The sequence below is a fragment of the Flaviaestuariibacter flavus genome (assembly GCF_004337505.1).
GTDB lineage: Bacteria > Bacteroidota > Bacteroidia > Chitinophagales > Chitinophagaceae > Flavisolibacter > Flavisolibacter flavus.
Genome location: NZ_SJZI01000042.1, coordinates 417,204 through 436,313 on the forward strand (window position 1 = coordinate 417,204; position 19,110 = coordinate 436,313).

General features: G+C 56.5%; 17 protein-coding genes. 9 read left to right on the forward strand and 8 right to left on the reverse strand.

Annotation, left to right across the window (positions count from 1 at the left end; all coding sequences use genetic code 11):
- The first annotated feature begins 4 nt into the window (after positions 1 to 4).
- The 5 genes from EPD60_RS09705 to porN all read left to right on the forward strand — a co-directional run bounded on the left by EPD60_RS09705 (position 5) and on the right by porN (position 5,860).
- A complete protein-coding gene (locus EPD60_RS09705; protein WP_207896594.1) occupies positions 5 to 805 on the forward strand; it encodes a uroporphyrinogen-III synthase in 801 nt (266 codons plus the stop codon).
- A 266-nt stretch (positions 806 to 1,071) separates the two neighbouring features.
- Positions 1,072 to 2,319: a T9SS ring complex lipoprotein PorK/GldK gene (gene porK, locus EPD60_RS09710; protein WP_484488973.1), complete on the forward strand. Its 1,248-nt coding sequence runs from the start codon at positions 1,072 to 1,074 to the stop codon at positions 2,317 to 2,319.
- A 121-nt stretch (positions 2,320 to 2,440) separates the two neighbouring features.
- Positions 2,441 to 3,220, forward strand: coding sequence for a type IX secretion system motor protein PorL/GldL (gene porL, locus EPD60_RS09715; protein ID WP_131449227.1), 780 nt, complete (start codon positions 2,441 to 2,443; stop codon positions 3,218 to 3,220).
- 54 nt (positions 3,221 to 3,274) lie between these two features.
- Positions 3,275 to 4,816 carry a type IX secretion system motor protein PorM/GldM gene (gene porM / locus EPD60_RS09720; RefSeq protein WP_131449229.1) on the forward strand — a complete coding sequence of 514 codons (1,542 nt, stop codon included), beginning with the start codon at positions 3,275 to 3,277 and terminating at the stop codon, positions 4,814 to 4,816.
- 9 nt (positions 4,817 to 4,825) lie between these two features.
- Positions 4,826 to 5,860 carry a type IX secretion system ring subunit PorN/GldN gene (gene porN / locus EPD60_RS09725; RefSeq protein ID WP_131449231.1) on the forward strand — a complete coding sequence of 345 codons (1,035 nt, stop codon included), beginning with the start codon at positions 4,826 to 4,828 and terminating at the stop codon, positions 5,858 to 5,860.
- Positions 5,861 to 6,187: 327 nt separating this feature from the next.
- Here porN and uvrC read toward each other — a convergent pair whose 3' ends face one another.
- From uvrC to gpmI, 6 genes are all read right to left on the reverse strand, one after another.
- Positions 6,188 to 8,017 carry an excinuclease ABC subunit UvrC gene (uvrC, locus tag EPD60_RS09730; RefSeq protein ID WP_131449233.1) on the reverse strand — a complete coding sequence of 610 codons (1,830 nt, stop codon included), beginning with the start codon at positions 8,015 to 8,017 and terminating at the stop codon, positions 6,188 to 6,190.
- Between the two features lie 14 nt (positions 8,018 to 8,031).
- Positions 8,032 to 8,604, reverse strand: coding sequence for a hypothetical protein (locus tag EPD60_RS09735; protein WP_131449235.1), 573 nt, complete (start codon positions 8,602 to 8,604; stop codon positions 8,032 to 8,034).
- Positions 8,605 to 8,719: 115 nt separating this feature from the next.
- Positions 8,720 to 10,189, reverse strand: a complete 1,470-nt coding sequence (locus tag EPD60_RS09740; protein WP_131449237.1) for a hypothetical protein — start codon at positions 10,187 to 10,189, stop codon at positions 8,720 to 8,722.
- A gap of 60 nt (positions 10,190 to 10,249) precedes the next feature.
- The gene (locus tag EPD60_RS09745) at positions 10,250 to 10,825 is read right to left on the reverse strand and encodes an RNA polymerase sigma factor (protein ID WP_131449239.1); all 576 of its coding nucleotides are present in this window, start codon (positions 10,823 to 10,825) and stop codon (positions 10,250 to 10,252) included.
- A 133-nt stretch (positions 10,826 to 10,958) separates the two neighbouring features.
- Positions 10,959 to 11,429: a heme-binding domain-containing protein gene (locus EPD60_RS09750; protein WP_131449241.1), complete on the reverse strand. Its 471-nt coding sequence runs from the start codon at positions 11,427 to 11,429 to the stop codon at positions 10,959 to 10,961.
- 117 nt (positions 11,430 to 11,546) lie between these two features.
- Positions 11,547 to 13,076, reverse strand: coding sequence for a 2,3-bisphosphoglycerate-independent phosphoglycerate mutase (gene gpmI / locus EPD60_RS09755; protein ID WP_131449243.1), 1,530 nt, complete (start codon positions 13,074 to 13,076; stop codon positions 11,547 to 11,549).
- A gap of 127 nt (positions 13,077 to 13,203) precedes the next feature.
- On the opposite strand from gpmI, the gene EPD60_RS09760 reads away from it, so the two are divergent.
- The 3 genes from EPD60_RS09760 (at position 13,204) to EPD60_RS09770 (ending at position 15,581) form a co-directional block, all read left to right on the forward strand.
- Positions 13,204 to 13,578 carry a DUF4783 domain-containing protein gene (locus EPD60_RS09760; protein ID WP_165871496.1) on the forward strand — a complete coding sequence of 125 codons (375 nt, stop codon included), beginning with the start codon at positions 13,204 to 13,206 and terminating at the stop codon, positions 13,576 to 13,578.
- A gap of 696 nt (positions 13,579 to 14,274) precedes the next feature.
- On the forward strand, positions 14,275 to 15,141 hold the full coding sequence (nadC, locus tag EPD60_RS09765; RefSeq protein ID WP_131449247.1) for a carboxylating nicotinate-nucleotide diphosphorylase: 867 nt from the start codon (positions 14,275 to 14,277) through the stop codon (positions 15,139 to 15,141).
- Positions 15,142 to 15,236: 95 nt separating this feature from the next.
- Positions 15,237 to 15,581 carry a translation initiation factor gene (locus EPD60_RS09770; RefSeq protein WP_131449249.1) on the forward strand — a complete coding sequence of 115 codons (345 nt, stop codon included), beginning with the start codon at positions 15,237 to 15,239 and terminating at the stop codon, positions 15,579 to 15,581.
- A gap of 148 nt (positions 15,582 to 15,729) precedes the next feature.
- On the opposite strand, the gene EPD60_RS09775 is transcribed toward EPD60_RS09770, so the two are convergent.
- A complete protein-coding gene (locus EPD60_RS09775; protein WP_131449251.1) occupies positions 15,730 to 17,181 on the reverse strand; it encodes an NADP-dependent isocitrate dehydrogenase in 1,452 nt (483 codons plus the stop codon).
- 212 nt (positions 17,182 to 17,393) lie between these two features.
- Between EPD60_RS09775 and apaG the strand changes: the two genes are divergently transcribed.
- Positions 17,394 to 17,780 carry a Co2+/Mg2+ efflux protein ApaG gene (gene apaG, locus EPD60_RS09780; protein ID WP_131449253.1) on the forward strand — a complete coding sequence of 129 codons (387 nt, stop codon included), beginning with the start codon at positions 17,394 to 17,396 and terminating at the stop codon, positions 17,778 to 17,780.
- A gap of 203 nt (positions 17,781 to 17,983) precedes the next feature.
- Here the strand turns inward: apaG and gldB are convergent, their stop codons facing one another.
- On the reverse strand, positions 17,984 to 18,985 hold the full coding sequence (gene gldB, locus EPD60_RS09785; protein ID WP_131449255.1) for a gliding motility lipoprotein GldB: 1,002 nt from the start codon (positions 18,983 to 18,985) through the stop codon (positions 17,984 to 17,986).
- Positions 18,986 to 19,110: the final 125 nt, after the last annotated feature.

Genomic DNA, 19,110 nt, shown 5'->3' on the forward strand with positions numbered 1-19,110 from the left:
CTTTATGGTAAAACACGAGGTTTCAAAGGCTGGTGCGAAGGCCAACAACGGAATGCGCATCCTGATCACCCAGCCGCGGCCGGAAAGCGAAAAATCGCCCTATTTTGAGCTTGGCCGCAAATACGGCGTCGAGCTTGACTTCCAGCCCTTCATCCAGCTTGAGCCCATCTCTGCCAAGGAGTTCCGCAAGCAGAAGATCGACATCGCGGCCCACAGCGCGGTGATCCTGACGAGCCGGAACGCCATCGACCACTTCTTCCGCACCTGCGAGGAAATGCGGATCGCGGTGTCGCAGGATACCAAGTACTTCTGCATCACCGAAGCGGTGGCCCTCTACCTCCAGAAATTCATCCTCTACCGCAAGCGCAAGGTCTTTTATGGCGCCGACGGCTCCAACAAGAGCCTGCTCGACGTTATCAACAAGCACAAAAGCAACGAAAAGTTCCTGTATGTATGCTCCGAAAACCAGCAGGATTCGGAGATCACCGGTTGGCTGAAGACCAATGGCTGCGACTTTTCGCTCGCCTTTATGTACCGTACGGTAAGCCGCGACGTAAAGGAATTGCTGAGCTCCACGTCCTTCGACGTGATCTGTTTCTTTACGCCCAGCGCCGTTAAAAGCCTTTTCGACAACCAGCCGGGCTTCAAGCAGAACGGCACGGTCATCGGGGCCTTTGGCTCCAATACCTCGAAAGCGGTGGAAGAGTCGGGGCTGACCCTCGGGATCAAAGCTCCGCAGCCACAGGCGCCCTCCATGGTAGCGGCGCTCGAACAGTTCCTGGCAGGATCGCTGAAAAAGAAATAAAGCAGGCGGGACCGTAAGGTCCCGTTTTCATTTCAACTCTGATTTTGCCCGTTTCAACGGGTTTGGTGTTAATATTTTTCGGGGAAAATGCAATATTCGCCATGGCGGCCCGTTAAAGACGGTACGACAAAAGAGGCTTGCAAATGCAAAAAATTAGTTGTAACCTTGTCCCGTCAATTTTCACAAAAGCTTATATTTGCCCAATACCCTCGTGTATGACAATGAAAAACCAATACTTGGCTCTTATGGCCGCGGCCTCTTTCGCAATGGCCGGATGTGGCGCCGGGAAAAAAAGCGGCGGACCGCTGCCGAATGACGGCCAGGTCCACGGCGTAGCGATGGGAACACGCTATACGCTGCCCAAACCTCCCGGAATGGTCTACATCCCCCAGGGGACCTTCCACATGGGTCCTTCCGACGAAGATCCCGCCTACGCATTCAGCGCCCGTAACCGATCCGTATCCATCAGTGGCTTCTGGATGGACGCCACGGAAGTTACCAACAACATGTACCGCCAGTTTGCCTACTGGGTTCGTGACTCCATCGTAGCCAAGAAAATGGGCTACGTGAAGAGCGGCACCGACGGCAACGAGTACGTTGACTGGGCGAAAATGAAAACCTTCAAATGGGGTGATCCCAAGGTTGCCGAGCAACTCGGTCAGACCGACATCATCCTCTCCCCCGAAGACCGCATCAACGGGAAGAAGGAAATCGACGCCACCAAAATCGTTTACCACTCCGAGACCTTCGACTACGGCGAGGCCACCAAGCGTGAGAACGCCGGCAAGCCCCGCTCGCAGTTCATCGTAAAGAAGGACGTTCGCGTTTACCCCGACACCCTGGTGTGGATCCGCGACTTCTCCTACTCGTACAACGAGCCGATGGCGAAGCGTTATTTCTCGCACCCGGCCTTCGGCAACTACCCGCTGGTAGGTGTCAGCTGGAAGCAGGCAACCGCCTTCTGCGAGTGGCGCACCCATTACCTCAACTCCTTCCTCGAGTCGAAGAAGCGGGCGCAGGAGTCCGACTTCCGCCTGCCTACCGAAGCCCAGTGGGAATATGCTTCCCGCGGCGGCCGCTCGCAGTCGATGTTCCCCTGGGGTAACTACTATCTCCGTAACAAAAAAGGCTGTCTCCTGGCCAACTTCAAGCCGGGTCGTGGTAACTACCCCGAAGACGGCGGTTTCTACACCGTACGTGCCGATGCTTACTGGCCCAACGATTTCGGCCTGTATAATATGTCGGGCAACGTAGCCGAGTGGACTTCCTCCATTTACTACGAGGGCGGCTACACCTTCCAGCACGATATGAACCCCGACGTTCGTTTCAATGCAAAGGACACCGATCCCCCGAAGATGAAGCGTAAGGTGATCCGCGGTGGTTCCTGGAAAGACGTAGGTTACTACCTGCAAACTTCCACCCGCACGTACGAGTACCAGGATTCTGCAAAATCCTACATCGGCTTCCGCAGCGTAATCGACCTGCCGGCTCAGCAAGGCCGTGGCCGTAAATAATCCCATCAGTTTTTTTCAAACTCATTCAATAAACAGGAGGTGGCTTTCGTTAGTAAAGCCGCCTCCTGTTTCAACACGCTCTACTAACTTTTTAACCAACCATTTCTAAACGTTCAATTTTATGGCAGCTGCTATCCCCCCTAAAGTAAGCAAGTACGTTGACGTAGTCGTTTCAATCGCTGCGGCACTTGTAATCTATGGTGCCCTCCAAAAGATCCTGCACTCTCCCACAGCCGACCTCTGGCTGAAGATCGGTCTGTACACGGAAGCCGTGGTATTCCTTATCTACGGTGTCCTCTATATTATTTATCCCGCGGTTGGTGACGCGTCGCACAGCGAAGAGCTGCTGGTGGAGACTTCCGCCGGTACCAAGGCTGCCCCCGGTACCGTTCACGCGCTTGACAAGGCAATGGCCCAGGCCGACATCACGCCCCAGAACCTCAACCTGCTGGGCGAGAACTTCAAGAAGCTGAACACGACCCTGACGAATATGAACCAGATCGCCGACGTAGTAAAGGTTACCGGCGACTACACTACCCGCACCGCCGAAGTTACCCAGGCCCTCTCCAAAGTGAAGGATGCCTACCTCGGCGCCGCCAACTCCGTAAGCGCGTTCAACCAGTCGACCGAAGGCGCCAAGGTGTTCAACGAGCAGATGCAGGTGCTGACGAAGAACCTCTCTTCGCTCAACACGATGTACGAGCTGGAGCTGAAAGCCGGCAACAACAACATCCAGGCCCTGAATGGTTACTATGCAAAACTGGCTGAAAACGCCAAGTCGATGACCAACAGCGCTGAAGACGCCAAGAAGGTTCAGGAGCAGATCGGCGCCCTGGCCGGCAACCTGACCCGCCTCAACACGGTGTACGGCAACATGCTGAGCGCCATGCAGGGTCGTTAATCGCCGACCGCAGAAAACCTAATTCAGAACCGACTTTTAAATATTTGACCCGATATGGCACTACCTAAAGAGCCACGGCAAAAGATGATCAACCTGATGTACCTGGTGCTGACAGCCCTGCTTGCACTGAACGTCTCGGCTGAGATTCTGAACGCTTTCCGAACTGTAGACAACAGTTTACAAAAGACAAATGCGACCGTCAATGCATCGACGGAGCAGATCATCGCTTCCCTGCAGGAGAAGATCAGCGATCCTTCTTCGCGTGCCAAAGCAGAAATCTGGCTGCCCAAAGCCCAGAACGCCCAGGCTATGTCGAAGGATATGTTCAACTACATCCAGCAGCTGCGCGCCAAGATCCTCACAGCAGCCGACTTCGATCCTAAGCGCATCAAAGACGGCAAGCCCGATTCTTCCTTCCGCGCAGATAACCTCGATATCGCTACCCGCATCATGGTGGAAGAAGGCGAAGGCAAAAAGCTTTTTGCCAAGCTGAGAGAGTACCGTGACCGCCTGCTGGCCATCGACCCGTTGATCGCCAAAGAATTCGCAAACAGCCTCCAGATCGACCTGAACATGCCGGTAACGCAGGACAAGTCGAACAAGACCCTGGAAGCCGCTTATTTCCACATGGTTCCCACGGTGGCTGCCATCACGATCCTGAGCAAGTTCCAGAATGACGTTAAGACTTCAGAGAACAAGGTGGTTGCTTTCTGCCACGAGCAGGTAGGTAAAGTAACGGTTCGTTACGACACCTTTGCTGCCATCGTTGGCCAGAACACCAACTATGTGATGCCGGGCCAGGAAATTGAGATCAATGCGGGTGTAGGTGCGTTTTCGAAAGCTGCCGCCCCCCAGATCACGATCAACGGCCAGGGTGCTCCGCTCGGCGCTGACGGCCAGGCTACCCTCAAGGTTGCCGGCGGCGGCCTGGGCAAGCACAGCGTGCCCGTTGTGATCCGTTTCCAGGATCAGGATGGTAAAATGCAGACCGTAACAAAGAACATTGAATACACCGTGGGCCAGGCAAATGCCTCGATCGCCCTCGACAAGATGAACGTTCTGTATATCGGTGTAGACAACCCGGTAACCATTGCCGCCTCGGGTGGTGGTGACGACCGCATCTCTGCTTCGATCTCAAACGGCTCGATCACCAAGGTTTCTGCTGGCAAGTACAACGTTCGCGTAAACAACCAGTCGGACGATACCAAAATCACCGTAACCGTTGACGGTAAAGTGGCCGGTATCTCTTCCTTCCGTGTTCGTAACATTCCCGACCCGATCGCGCAGGTGGGTAGCTATCCTTCCGGTGAAAACGTAAACGCCGGCGCCTTCAAGGCCCAGGCCGGTGTTGCCGCTTACATCAAGGACTTCCCCTTCGATATCAAGTACCAGGTAACTTCTTTCACACTCACCGCCGACAATGCCGAAGGTGACATTGAGGAAGCTCCCTGCACGGGCAACACCTGGAGCCCCAAAGCACAATCCATCATCCGCGGCCTCGCTGCCGGGCGTACGGTAACCATCGACGGTATCCGTGCCATCGGACCTGACGGCCGTACCCGCAAGCTGCCTTCACTCGTTTACTACATTAAATAACCGTTGAATATGAAAAACCTTGTCATTAAGGGTGGTTTATTCCTGATGCTGTTTACGCTGGCCTTCAACCAGGCCGACGCGCAGCGTTCGGGTCGCAAGCGCGCCACTACGCCTGCTGCCGGTTCCGGCAATACGCAGTCGGCAAGCGGCGACGTTCAGGAAAACACGAATGTGGCCAAGCCCCCGTCGGGTTACAACCCTTACGGCAATATTCCGATCGTCGTCGATTCTACCGGCAACTCGGACACCGCTACGAAAAAGTCAATGCGCAACGACAACGCCTACGACAAGACGGCACTGAACGAGCGTACCCCGCTGAGCTACGAGCACCTGCGCTGGGACGATGCCCTTTTCGCCGAGAAAGTTTGGCGCGAGCTGGACCTCCGCGAGAAGATGAACCAGAGCTTCCGCTTCGATGGCACAGAGGATAATGGCTCGCAGCTGTTCATCAACATCCTGCTGAAGGCTGTGAACAGCGGCCAGATCACCGCTTTCGAAGACGACCGCTTCACGACACCGAAAACCCTCGCCGACCTGTCGCAGCTCACTATGGGCTCCGCCGATACGGCAGCTGTAACCGACATCAACGATCCCTCCAAGATCGTTCGGTATACCGTTACGCGGGCCTCTTTCGATGCCAAAAGTGTCAATAAGCTCCGTATGAAAGAGGAGTGGGTGTTCGACCGCGAAGCCAGCCGCATGTTCGTGCGGATCCTCGGTATCGCCCCGCTGAAGACTTCATACGATCCGAGCGGTAAAGAGCGCGGCCAGTCGGTCATGTTCTGGGTATACTATCCCGACCTTCGCCCCCTGCTTGCCCGCTATGAAGTGTACAACCCCAAGAACATGGGCGCCAGCCGCATGACCTGGGAAGAGCTTTTCGAAGCCCGCATGTTCAGCTCCTACATCACCAAATCCACGCTCGACAACCCCGGTAACAAGAACATCCGCCAGATGATCAAGGACCCGATCCTGGCGCTGCTGGAAGGTGACAATGTAAAAGAACGCATCTTCAACTACGAGCAGGATCTCTGGTCGTACTAAGAAGACCGCATCATATCAAAAGCCCCGACGGTAACGCCGGGGCTTTTTCGTGCAGGCATATGCGCAGAAAAAAGCAAAATATTTCCGGTCCTTTACGAAAAAATATCGGAAAAATTATTGTACTTTTACCTCGGTTTTTCATAGGATATTGGATTTTAAAACGGGGCCGGATTTCCATCCAGCCCTTTTCTTTTGCCCAAAGCGCAGCAAAGAGAAAGAACGCTGATCCCGGAGGCGGGATACGCAGATTGGTTATGATTTACGCGGATATTAATAACGGCATCTGTGTAAATCCTAACAGATCATAATAAATCTGCGTTGCTGCTCTTATTCCGTTGCGGATTCAGCCTGTTCATCATCCCTATTGAAATAGGCCTTCACGATTTTCGCTTTACCGATGCCGATCACTTTTGCGAGTTCTTCGAGTGAAGACCGCCGCACCCCGGCTACGCTGCGAAAGGATTTGAGCAGCGTTTGTGCCGTGTTGGTGCCGATGCCTTTGATGTCTTCAAGCTCGTTCTTAAACGTGCCCTTGCTGCGCTTGTTGCGATGACTGGACACACCATGGTTGTGTACTTCGTCGCGGATGCGGCGGATCAGTAAGAGGCTCTCACTGTTGTAGGGAAGCTTCAGTGATTCCTTGTCGCCGACGAAGAACAGTTCTTCCTCATTCTTCGCAAGTCCCACAAGCGTCATACGGCCCTGCAGGCCCAACTCCTCAATTGCTTCATGGGCAGCACCCAACTGGCCCTTGCCGCCATCGATGATGACCAGTTGCGGAAGGTCTTCTCCCTCGTTCACAAGGCGCCTGTAGCGGCGGAATACGCCTTCCTTCATGGAGGCGAAGTCATTGTTCTTCCCCTCCGTCGTCTTCAGGTTGAAGATGCGGTAGTCCTTGCGGCTGGGCTCGCCATGGCGGAAGCAAACCATTGCCGACACAGGGAAAGACCCGTGGAAGTGCGAGTTATCGAAGCATTCGATGTGCACCGGCACCTCGGGCAGGTTGAGGTCGTTTCGGATGCCTTCGAGCACCGGGTATTTATCTTTCTTAACGCCGACGTTGAGCCGCTCCTTGCTGCGTTGCTCGCCCACGAAATACAGTACATTCTTTTCGGAAAGCTCCAGGAGCTTCTTCTTTTCACCAGCCTTCGGGATCGTCAGGTGAACGCCGGGTTCGTCGTACTCGATCGGGAAAGGCGCTACGATCTCTTTGGCGCTGCTGTTGAAGGTGGAGCGGAGCTGCCCGATGGCAAAGCCGAGGATCTCCTCCACGGGCTCGTCGAGGTGGGTTTCGAGGCGCAGTGTTTTCGTTTGCACGATCGCGCCATTCTCCAGCATCAGGTAATTGACGTAAGCCACATCGCCTTCCTTCTGGATGGAGAACACGTCGAGACCGTCCACCTGGTTGTTGACCACAATGGAGCGTGCCTGGTAATTCTCCAGGAAGCGGATCTTCTTATGCACCTGCTCGGCCTTCTCGAACTCGAGTGCTTCGGCATGTGCCTTCATTTCTTTTTTGAAGTGCTGGAAAACCGGTCCCAGCTGGCCTTTTAGCAGGTTCTTCACCTGGGCGATGTTCTCGTCGTAGTCTTCCATCGACTGGCGCGCCTCGCAGGGTCCTTTGCAGTTGCCGAGGTGAAACTCAAGGCATACCTTGAACTTTCCTTTTTCGATATTCCGCGGTGTGAGGTTGAGCGGGCAGGTGCGTAAGGGAATCGTTTGCTTGATGAAGTTGAGCAGGTCGCGCACTTTGCCTACGGAAGTATAGGGACCGAAATACTGCGAGCCGTCCTCGATCCGCTGGCGGGTGAGAAACACGCGCGGGAAGGGCTCGTTCTTGATCACGATCCAAGGATAGGTCTTGTCGTCCTTCAGGTTGATATTGAAAAGCGGCTGAAACTGCTTGATGAGCGAATTTTCGAGCAGGAAGGCGTCCTGCTCCGAGCCGACAATGGTAAACTCGATGCGCCGGATGCGGCGCACCAGCTCGTGAGTTTTGTAGCTGTGGTCGCTTTTGGTAAAGTAGGACGACACCCGCTTGCGGATGTGCTTGGCCTTGCCCACGTAGAGCAGGTTGCCATTGACATCGTAGTATTTATAGATCCCCGGTTCCTGGGGCAGGGTAGAGGCGATCTTCGAAAATTCTTCTGCCGTCATGTGCTATTGCTTCGTTATTGCCGCGAAAAATCATTCCATACCACGCGGGTGTGCCGGATGCGCTCCGTGCCGCCCGGGCCGGGCAGGCTTTCGGTGATCTGGAACTGTTGGTTCACGTCCCACATCAGGTTTTTGTGGCTCGAGCCGCCATTTTTCTCCTCGTACAGGTCAACGATGATCGTGCTTACCTCGCCGCCGGCGCCTTTATCGGGGTCGATGAGCACCTGTTCGCGCTGGATCGGCGCTTCCGGGTCTTTGGCGGTATAAAACAGAACGACGCGCTTCAGCGTTTCGTCGTAGAGCTTCGTTTCGGTGTAGTCATCCCGCCACTTCCGCGTGGTGATGTCGGGGAGGGCCAGGAAAGGAGCGGCTTCCTCGCGGAACTGGCTCCGGTGCAGGGGCGTTGTGTCGGACCTGCCTTCGAAGGTCACGATCTTGTTGATTGCATAAAGCGAGGTATCGACATCGCGCACCTGGCTTTTGATAAAGGATAGTACCGGGAAGGTGCCCGACTCGTCGGTATTTTCTTCTTTTCCCTTGCAGGAAAGCGCCAACAGCGGCAGGGCTAGCAGGAGCCAGAATTTCATAGCGGTAAAGTTAATCCGCGAGCGGTATCGCGTATCCAGATAACGTACGGATGGGCTCGCGGCGTATAAAAAATCCCGCCGGCGGGCGGGATCTCAGGAATTTCGAAAAAATGGATCAGCGCTTCGGGTTCAGCGACACGCCTACGCGGAGGCCGAAATCGAACAGGTTTTCTTTAACCGGGTACTTGCTGACAAAGCTGGAAAACAACTGGTAGCGTACCTGTGGGCCGATCTGCCAGTTCAGTTTGCCGGTGCTGTAACCCACATAGGTTGAAAATGCCGTGTTGAGGTTCCAGCGGCGGATGAGCCAGGGCACTTCCGCGTAGCTTTTGTAATCGGTGGAAAGCATGTATACGCGGTCGCTGATGATATAGGTAGGCTGCACCGTGCCGGCGATGCCGAATTGCGTGTTTTCGTTGCCGGCCAGCTTCAGCTCGATACCGATCGGTGCCGATACCTGGAGGTACATATTCTGCAGCCAGTCTTTCTGGGCACTGGTGCCTTCGAAGTTGGTGTAGTTCGTCTGGCTCGTTTGCACGCCGCCACCGATAAAGGCCATCGTGGCCGGCTGGGGCTGGGCGTTGTTGAAGGCCTGAACGTCGTAGCGGCTCATGTTGAACTGGACGCCGCCCTGCAGGCGAACGATGCGCGATACCGGCACCTTGGCCGAGAGGCCGAGCTCGACGCCGATATTGGGCTTGTGGGTCACTACGTCGTTGATATTATACAGGGCCGCGGCGTTCGGATCGACCGCATTGCGGGGCACGGAAGACGTATAGTCCTTGTTTTCCGAAAGCGAGCGGTAGCTCACCGTCGGGGTGAAGAAGAACTGCAGGCTCATCCGCCGGGCGCCGGCAATCGGCTTCTGTACTTCGGGCTTTGGCGTGCTTTCAATTGCCGGCAAGGGAGCAAGGGCCGGTGTGCTTACCGGTACCGGCTTCTCCAGCGAAGCCTCGGTGAGGTACTGGTCGTCGGGTGCCAGCGCCAGGTCGGTCAGCAGGCTGGTCACCTCGGTGCTTGCCGTTACCGTGCTATTGCGGGTGTCGTTGCCAGGGCGGGAGGTATGCGCCTGCACCGGCCCGTTGTTGCTGCTGCCTGCCCGGGTGGCGGACAATGCTCGTTGGGCGGCACCCTGAGTTGAAAGGAAGCTCCCGGTTGTGTTGCTGCGGGCTGCGGCTGCCGGAGTTCCGGAAGTGCCGGCAAGCTTGAGGTCGGTTGCGGCCGAACCGTTCGACCCGTTTATTCCGGTTGCGGCAGCCGTACCGTTTTGCTGCTCGCGCGCGGTGCGGGTGCTGCTTCCGGGTACGGAACGCTGGTTAGAAAAAGTAGTTTCGGAAAGTAGGGCCCCGTTCCGGTTCTTGCCGGCAGCCGCGGTAGTGCCTGTGCCGACGGCGGCGGTGCCGCTTCCGGGGGTGCCGGGATGGGTCAGGAGCCAGGCGCCGGCGGAGGTGCAAAGGAGGAACAGGCTGGTGAACCAGCCCATCCGGCGACGGCGGCGTTTGAGGTTGTCCTCGATGCCCTTCCAAACCTTGTCGGATGGACGCATCTGGAACCTTTCTGAATTGCTCTTCAGAAAGTCCTCCATGGAATCATCTGTAAAATAGCGCCTCATGATATCTTCAAAGCAAGCTGATGTGGTTATTGGTTAACGTCTGCCGGCCACGGCCATCCATTCGGAGGATCGGGGCAGGAGGATGTTTTTCTTTCTTAAAATGTCTTCCAGCATTCCCTTGGCACGGGTATACTGGCTGCGGCTGGTGCTTTCCTCGATATCGAGCATCTGCCCGATCTCGCGGTGCGAAAACCCTTCCAGCGCGTAAAGGTTGAGCACCGTGCGGTAGCCAATGGGCAGGAGCCGGATGCACTCCACCACTTCCTTGGCCTGCATGATCGAGGGGATCGCGTCTTCCCGCACCTGCAGCGTGGTGGCGTGGATGAGGTCGACGCTTTCGTTGAACTTCTTGTTTTTTTTCAGGATATTGATGCAGGTGTGCACCATGATGCGGCGGATCCAACCTTCCAGCGACCCGCGGTTCTCAAAGGAGCGGATCTGCGAAAAGACCTTGATGAACCCTTCCTGCAACATGTCCTCGGCATCCTCCCGGTTATGGGCATACCGGTAGCACACCCCGAGCATCTTGGAGCTGAACCTCAGGTACAGTTCCTTCTGCGCGGAGGGCTTGTTTTGTAAGCAGCCTTGTAAGAGGGCTTCTTCTGTCATATTCGTTCAGGTGGTATGCCTGTAAGTTAAGACAATTGCGCGCGGGAAATGCTGCACGGCAGCCGGAAAAAATCCGGAATCTGTTGATCTGGAATCTTTTGAACCCGGATTCCAGATTCTCAGATTTCAGATCCTATTGGTTTTCGGGTCGCTGGCTGGCAACGGCCTTGCCTACGCTGTCGGCCCAGGCGGTGAGGGCCTGCCGCTCGCCGGCATCCAGCTTCGCGTCCTTGTGGATCCACGTATAGGAGTCCAGGGGCATCTCGCCCTTTTTCACCAGTTCAACGGTCTCTTCCATCTTCTTCACCTGCTTGCGGGTGTTGTAGGTTCGGAATTCGTCGAAATTGAGCTTGCGCTTGCCTTCGTCCACATGGTGCTGCATCCACCAGCCCACGGGCTGGATGTTGGTATACCACGGGTAGTGGGTGTTGTTGGAATGGCAGTCGAAACAGGCCTTTTTCAGTATACCCGTTACCTGCGGCGAAGCCGGGTAGCCATTGAGGATGCTTCCGGGCTGCTGTGCCGTGCTTTCGTTGCGCTCCGGGCGGATAAACTGGAGAATGACCAGGATGGCCAGGAGAATCAGGAGAATTCGTTTACGCATGGACGTAGATTGGTTAATTGATCTATTGGTTAACTGGTAAAAATATGCGCTTAGCGTCGTCTCGCTCCGCTTCCCGCAATTATTGTAGGTACTACTTGAGACATCCGATATCGGAGATCAGGCATCCTGCACCAAAATCTTTCCCGTCATCTCGCCCGGTATCGGCAGGCCCATCATATAAAGGATGGTCGGGGCGAGATCGCCGAGCTTGCCGGGCCGGATGCTGCCGCGCCATTCCTTATCGATGATGAAGAAAGGTACCGGGTTGGTGGTGTGCGCCGTATTGGGAGAGCCGTCGGCGTTGATCATCATGTCGGCGTTGCCGTGGTCGGCGGTGAGGAACACGGTGTAGCCATGCTCCAGCGCCGTCGTTACCACGCGGGCCACGCAGCTGTCGACCGTCTCCACGGCTTTGATAACGGCGTCCCACACACCGGTATGGCCTACCATGTCGGCATTGGCATAGTTGAGGCACACAAAGGATGCTTCCTCGCGGCCGAGCTCCGCCACGATGGCGTCGGTGATGGGCAGGGCGCTCATCTCGGGCTGCAGGTCGTAGGTGGCCACCTTCGGCGAAGGCACCATGATGCGCTGCTCGCCCTCGAAGGGCTGCTCACGGCCGCCGCTGAAGAAGAAGGTCACGTGGGGGTACTTTTCCGTCTCCGCGATGCGGATCTGCTTCAGGCCCTCGTTGGCGATGATCTCGCCGAGGGTGTTATTGAGGTTGTCGTTGTGAAAAAGCACGTGCACCTCCCTGAAGGTGGCATCGTACTCGGTCATGGTGGCGTAATAGAGCTTCAGCGGGCTCATGCCGTAGGTCGGGAACTCGGTCTGCGTGAGGGCCCGGGTGATTTCGCGGCAGCGGTCGGTGCGGAAGTTGAAGCACAGCACCGCGTCGCCTTCTTTAATGGTCGCCACGGGCGTGCCGTCGCGCAGGATGGCGGTGGGCAGGATGAACTCGTCGGTGACGTTATTGTGGTAAGCGCCGGCGATCGCCTCGAGGGCGGAGTTGGCGCTTCCCCCGCGGCCATGTACCAGCACATCGTAGGCTTTCTGCACGCGTTCCCAGCGGTTGTCGCGGTCCATGGCATAGTAACGGCCGCTCACAGAGGCGATCGTGCCAACAGATCCTTGCAGGTGTTTCTCCAACTCGGTTACGTAGCCATAGCCGCCTTTGGGGTCGGTATCGCGGCCATCGGTAAAGACGTGTATATAGACTTCCGACAGCCCGTTTTCCTTACAGATATCGGTCAGCGCCATCAGGTGCTGCGTATGCGAATGCACGCCGCCATCGCTCACCAGGCCCATCAGGTGGAGGGGCTTGCCGTTCGTTTTTGCGTAGGCAATGAGTTCATGCAGGGTTGGGTTCCGGGCCAGCTCGCCGGAGCGGACGGCCACGTTGATGCGCTGCAGCTCCTGGTACACGATACGGCCGGCGCCGAGGTTGAGGTGACCCACCTCGGAGTTGCCCATCTGGCCTTCGGGGAGACCCACTTCTTCGCCGCAGGTAGTAAGGGTGGTATTGGGATATTGGCGGTAAAGCGAGTCGACAAAAGGCGTATTGGCGGCACGGATGGCGTCGGCGGCCGGCACCTTTCCGAGGCCCCAGCCGTCCATGATAACGAGGATGACTTTGTGTTGCAGCATAAGCTTGTTTTGCGGGTAACGGGGCAAAGCTACCGAATCGCAAAGGTTTTGTTTATTTTAGTCGCGCCATCGGGGCCCTGCGGAAATGGCACCATTTTCGACAAGAGGGCCTCGAAAACAAGCATCTATGAAAAAAATACTACTCGGCTTCCTGGCTTTTATCACCCTCGCCGCCTTTACGGCGCTCAGCGGGCTCGACGACGTCATCGGCGCCCTGCGCGCGGGTAATGCCAGCGAACTGGCCAAATACATCGACGACAATGTGGAGATCACCCTGCCGGAAAAGTCGGACCGCTACAGCCGTGCCCAGGCTACGGCGGTGCTGCAGGACTTCTTCAACAACCGCGGCGTGAAGAGCTTTGAGCTCAAGCACAAGGGCGATAACGGCGGCTCGCAGTTTGCCATCGGCACCCTGCAGACCCGCGCCGGCGCCTTCCGCACCACCGTATATATGACCACCCGCAATGGCAGGCAGCTCGTTCGCGAGATCCGCTTCCAGTAGAAATAACAGTCACACCATCCCTTCGGGCCCCGGCGGAAGCGTCGGGGCTTTTTTTTTGCCCCCACCCCCGGCCTCTTCCCAAGGGGAAGGGGAGGCCTGCTCTTCGCCAGTTGTTGTTCCTGGGGCTGAAGCCCCGGGTTGACCTGTAGCGCCGCTATGCGGCGCAATGTATCGGGAGGAGTATGGAATTGGGATTCCGCACCTCTTATTGCGTAAGGTCATAGCCTGACTTTTTAAACTGCCATCCTGCGGTGCGTAGGATGGCAGTACCGGCTTTTATACCGGCATCCTACGGGGCGTAGAGTGCCGGTACGGATTTTCACACTACCATCTTACGGTGTGTAGCATGCCGGTTAGCGTTTTCAAACTACCATCCCACGGAGCGTAGGAGGGCAGTACCGGTTTTTATACTGCCATGCTACGGGCTTTTCTGCCCGTAGGTATTGATTGTCAGTAATTTGCGCCTCTGGCCTCACCCCTCCCCCTGTTGGACGTTCCTTACTAATTGATACTTGATGCTGATTGTACTTCTGGTATTATTAGCACCAAACAGGAGACGGGTGCAAACAATAATAATTTGCCCGGGAGTCACCCCTTCCCCTTGGGAAGGTGCCGGGGGATGGGCCGGGGGCTGAGGTCAAAGCGGCGGGTTCGCCGGGCTGGGGTCCTGGCACGCCTTTCCCTTACTTTCGCCTTATGATCCCGGATTTCGATAATCGTTTATACCAGCTCATAGAAGCCGCCCTGCGCGAGGACGTGGGCGACGGCGACCATTCCACCCTTTGCTGCATCCCGGCTGATGCGCGGGGCAAGGCCGTGCTGAAGATCAAGCAGGCCGGCGTGCTGGCCGGCGTGGACGTGGCCGAGAAGATCTTTCGCCACCAGAGTCCCAATGTGGTGTTTCACCGCCATAAGGCCGACGGCGAAGCGATGGCCGTGGGCGAGGCCGCCTTCGAGGTGGAAACCGGCGTGCATACCATCCTGCAGTGCGAGCGCCTCGTGCTCAACATCATGCAGCGGATGAGCGGCATCGCCACCCTCACGAAGCAGTATGCCGACCTGTTGCAGGGTTATAAAACACGCCTGCTGGATACGCGGAAAACGACGCCCAATTTCCGCCTCCTCGAAAAAGAGGCGGTGCGCATCGGCGGCGGCGTCAACCACCGCTTCGGGCTCTTTGATATGATCATGCTCAAAGACAACCACATCGACTATGCCGGCGGCATCGAGGCCGCCGTTAGCCGTGCCTGGGACTATGTGCAGGCCTATCGCCCCGACCTGAAGATCGAGGTCGAAACGCGCTCGCTCGATGATGTAAAAACGGTAATGAAAATCGGACCGGGCAAAGTGCTGCGCGTAATGCTCGACAACTTCCAGCCCGCACAGGTAAAGGAGGCGGTAGACCTGATCGGCGGCGCCTTTGAAACGGAAGCTTCCGGTGGTATCGACCTCGAAACGATCCGTAGTTATGCGGATGCCGGCGTCGACTACGTGAGTGTCGGCGGCCTTATTCACCAGGCCCGCAGCCTGGACCTGAGCCTCAAAGCAGTAATTGTAAAATAGTTAATTCGTTAATTGGTTAATCGGGCCGGTGCGCGGCAGGAGTGCTTACGTAGACCTGCCAATTAACCATTTAACTGTTTAACCAATCAACTTCCATGTCGAAAAAGAACAAGCCCGATAAAGGCGGATTCGTATACAGTACCGATCCCAACTTCCAGTACCAGCCGCACGACGATGAGGCTGCGGAGACGCTGCCGCCACAGCAGCAGAAGCTGCGCGTGATGCTTGAAAAGCGTGGCGGAAAACCCACTACGGTCGTCTATGGCTTTGTGGGCAAGCCGGCAGATCTCGAAGCCCTCGGTAAAAGCCTCAAGAATCATTGCGGCACCGGCGGCTCCGTTAAAGACGGCGAGGCGCTTATACAGGGCGATCAGCGGGAAAAGGTGATCGGGTACCTGGTGAAGCAGGGGTTTACTGGAACGAAGAAGAGTGGTGGTTGACGGAGAAATGCGGTAATGTGATAATGCGGTAATCGGGCACTCTTTCGGTCAGCAGATCCAAAGAAAGCTATTAAGTAAAAGGCCCGGATCGCCAAGCGATCCGGGCCTTTCATTATCACATTACCGCATTACCGGATTACCGCATTCATCATTGGCCTTGGGCCAACGAGTAAGAACGCTTCCCATCCCACTCGTTCAGCAGCTCGGTGGAGCAGATCTTGAAGTCCTGGGTGAGGCGTTTTTGCAGCTCCAGCAGGTCGATTTGGGTCACCCCCTGGTCGCCGACGCTCTCGAAGCGGCAGGTGTACTGGTTGACGAGGTTGGTGAATACCGATCCTTTGGGCCATACCTGGGTGCCGCGGTTGGAGATGGTTACGAGCTTGAACAGGTCGGTGGTGTGCTGGAGGCACTTGCGGGCAACCGCGTCGTGGTTCTCGGAGCTTTCGATGAACACGTCGATGCCCACGATCTTCTCCTCGCTGGTTTCCTTGCTCACCATCATGGTGTTTTTTTCGAGGCGGCACACCGCGAGGTTTTCCACCGTGTTTTCCATCATGGGGCGCATGCCCTGCTCGGGCACGCGGCCGAAGTTGGCGATGATAGCCTGGGCAAACTCCGTGGTGTTCACAGCGGGCTTCGATTTGTCGCCGAAGTCGCCGGTGTGGATGCCCTGCTCGAGGGTGTAGAGGAGCGCGTTTTCGATGACGGCGGCGTTTTCGCGGAAGCCCAGGTGGCGCAGCATGCCGAGGCCCGAAAGCAGCAGGGCGGTGGGGTTGGCGATGTTTTTCCCGGCGATGTCCGGCGCAGTGCCGTGCACGGCCTCGAAGATGGAGATGTGGTCGCCGATATTGGCCGAAGGCGCGAAGCCGAGGCCGCCCACGAGGCCGGCGCAGAGGTCGGAGATGATGTCGCCCTGGAGGTTGGTCATCACCACCACGTCAAACTGGTCGGGCTTTACCACCAGCTGCATGGCGAGGTCGTCCACGATTTTGTCGTCGGCGTTGAGGTTGGGATATTCCTTTGCCACTTCATAGAAGCACTCCAGGAAGAGACCGTCGGTGAGCTTCATGATATTGGCCTTGTGGCCGCAGGTAATGCGGCGGGCGCCCTTTTTCTGGGCCATATCGAAGGCATAGCGGATCACCTGCATGGAGCCGGGGCGGGTGATGAAGCGGCGGGAGAGGGCCACGTCGTGGGTGAGCATGTGCTCGATGCCGCCGTAGGTGTCTTCGATGTTTTCGCGTACGATGGTGATATCGATGGGGATGCCGGCCTTCGAGAAAACCGTGTCAACGCCGTGAAGGGTCTGGAAGGTGCGCTTGTTCGCATAGGTGTTCCAGGTTTTGCGGGCGGTGACGTTGACGCTCTTCACGCCCTTGCCTTTCGGTGTTTCCATGGGGCCTTTGAAGAGGATGCCCAGGCGCTCGATGGCCGCCTGCGCCTCGGGGGTCATCCCGTTGGAGTAGCCTTTATCGAAGACCCATTTACCCATTTCCACAAACTCATATTCCAGGTCTACCTTATTTGCGGCGAAGATGCTCAGAACGGCGTCCATAATTTCAGGACCGATCCCGTCCCCTTTGGCTACGGCGATTTTCATTGATAAACGTTTGGTTTTTAACGGGAAGCATCACCGTGAATCCAGTGTAACCGGCCCCGACCGGGCACTAACAGTGTTTTGCAAGGCGATCGTTCCCCGTTTGATGGGTAAAAATACTGCCCGCAAAAGTAGGTGTGTGGAATCTATTGTACGGTGCGAACCCGTATTAATTCTTGGCGGGTTCTTTGAATAACACTTATTAAACTTGTAGTATGGTATCCAAAATATCAGAAGGGGTGAAGATCAGCGTGGAGACATTCTACCAACAGGATTATTCCAATCCGCTGCAGAGCGAATTCATGTTTGCCTACCGCATCACCATAGAAAACAACAACAGCTTCCCGGTGAAGCTGCTCAGCCGTCACTGGTACATTTTCGACTCCGACGGTGAGTACCGCGAGGTGGAAGGCGAAGGCGTGGTGGGCATGCAGCCCGTAATCAACGCGCACGACGAATACCAGTACGTGAGCGGTTGCAACCTGCATACGGAGATGGGCCGGATGCACGGCACCTACCTGATGGAGAACCTCCACACCAAGCAGTTGTTCGAGGTGAATATCCCGGCCTTCGAGATGATCACCCCGTTCAAGTACAACTAATCTTCCCCCTCCCTATATATACGTATCGTGAACTGTGTTCCTTTGGCCCTGCTAACGGCTCCGGATCACGATAGAGCCCCCGCCACAGGCGGGGGCTCTTCTTTAGAGAATGTGTTGATGGCGGATGTCGGATGTCTGATCTGGCTGCGCCATGCACGGTTTTAGACCTAAGATCAGACATCGGGCATCAGAGATCGGAGATCTTATTTCGGTTTGTACTTGCTTCCCTCATACACCGCCCGGGCCGGCGTTTTCAGCACTTCGGGCAGCGGCTTGCCCGAGCGGCGGGCGTATTCCTGCACGATGCGCCAGCCCAGCCATTGGCCGATATTTCCCGGCGAAACCTCCGGAAGGCCCTGCGTAAAGGGCGACTCGCCGAGGTAGGTCTGGATGACATTGGGCTCGATGCTGTAGAGATTTTCGTTTTTCAGGATATAGCCCCAGGCGTTGCCCTCGTTTTTGCGGAGCCACTCCAGCTGCGCGCCGGTATAGCCGGTCTTGGTGCTGTCGGGGGCGTCGGGCAGCAGGTGATCGAGCAGGTACCACTGCTTGCCGCCCTCCACGAACTGCTCGATGAGGGGGCGCCCCACGCTCTGGTTGGGATAAATATCATCGGCCACAGCCGCCATGGCACGGGCAGCTATGTATTCCTTGTCGAATCGGCGCGCGATATAGTCGGGGTACATCTGGTGGATCTCCTCCTCCTGGTAGGCGGGAAAGTCCTTGCCGGCAAACTGCTGCAGGCCGATGCCCAGGTAGGCCGGCGCCACCACCACCGGCGGGGCGTCGAAGGTGGCAATGAAGGTGAGGAGCTTCGGCACGGGGTAGTCGGGGTAATAATACCTGGTATATCGGAAGCCCGTGGTCAATTCCTCCTGCAGCCAGCCGAGGTCGGGGTATTTTTTCTGGATGGCTGCGTTCACCGGCGCATAGTCGCGGAGCATATAGCGGATCACGAGCTGCCCGCTGGAGTCGGCCGGGTTGATACCGATAATGTTATTCATAAAGATCCCGTAGAAATCGGGGTAGGCATTGCGCAGGTGGGCGAGGCCGCCACTGATATTATTGGAGTCGATGCGGAAGAAGTCCCGCTCGAAGCGCTCCAGCTTCAGGTCGACCTTGATCTTGGAGATGTCGGGGTGACGGTCGTCGCGGCGGCAGGCCGCCAACAGCACAATTATTGCCACGTAGAGGTATCGCTTCATCGTGTTTTCCGGAACTTTGCGCCAAAATACGTTCGGATGTCCGATCTCCGATCTCCGAGGTCGGATGTGTTGGCAGATTTGTGATTTCCCTTTGAAGCTGCCGACTCCCCTCCGGCCGTCATTGC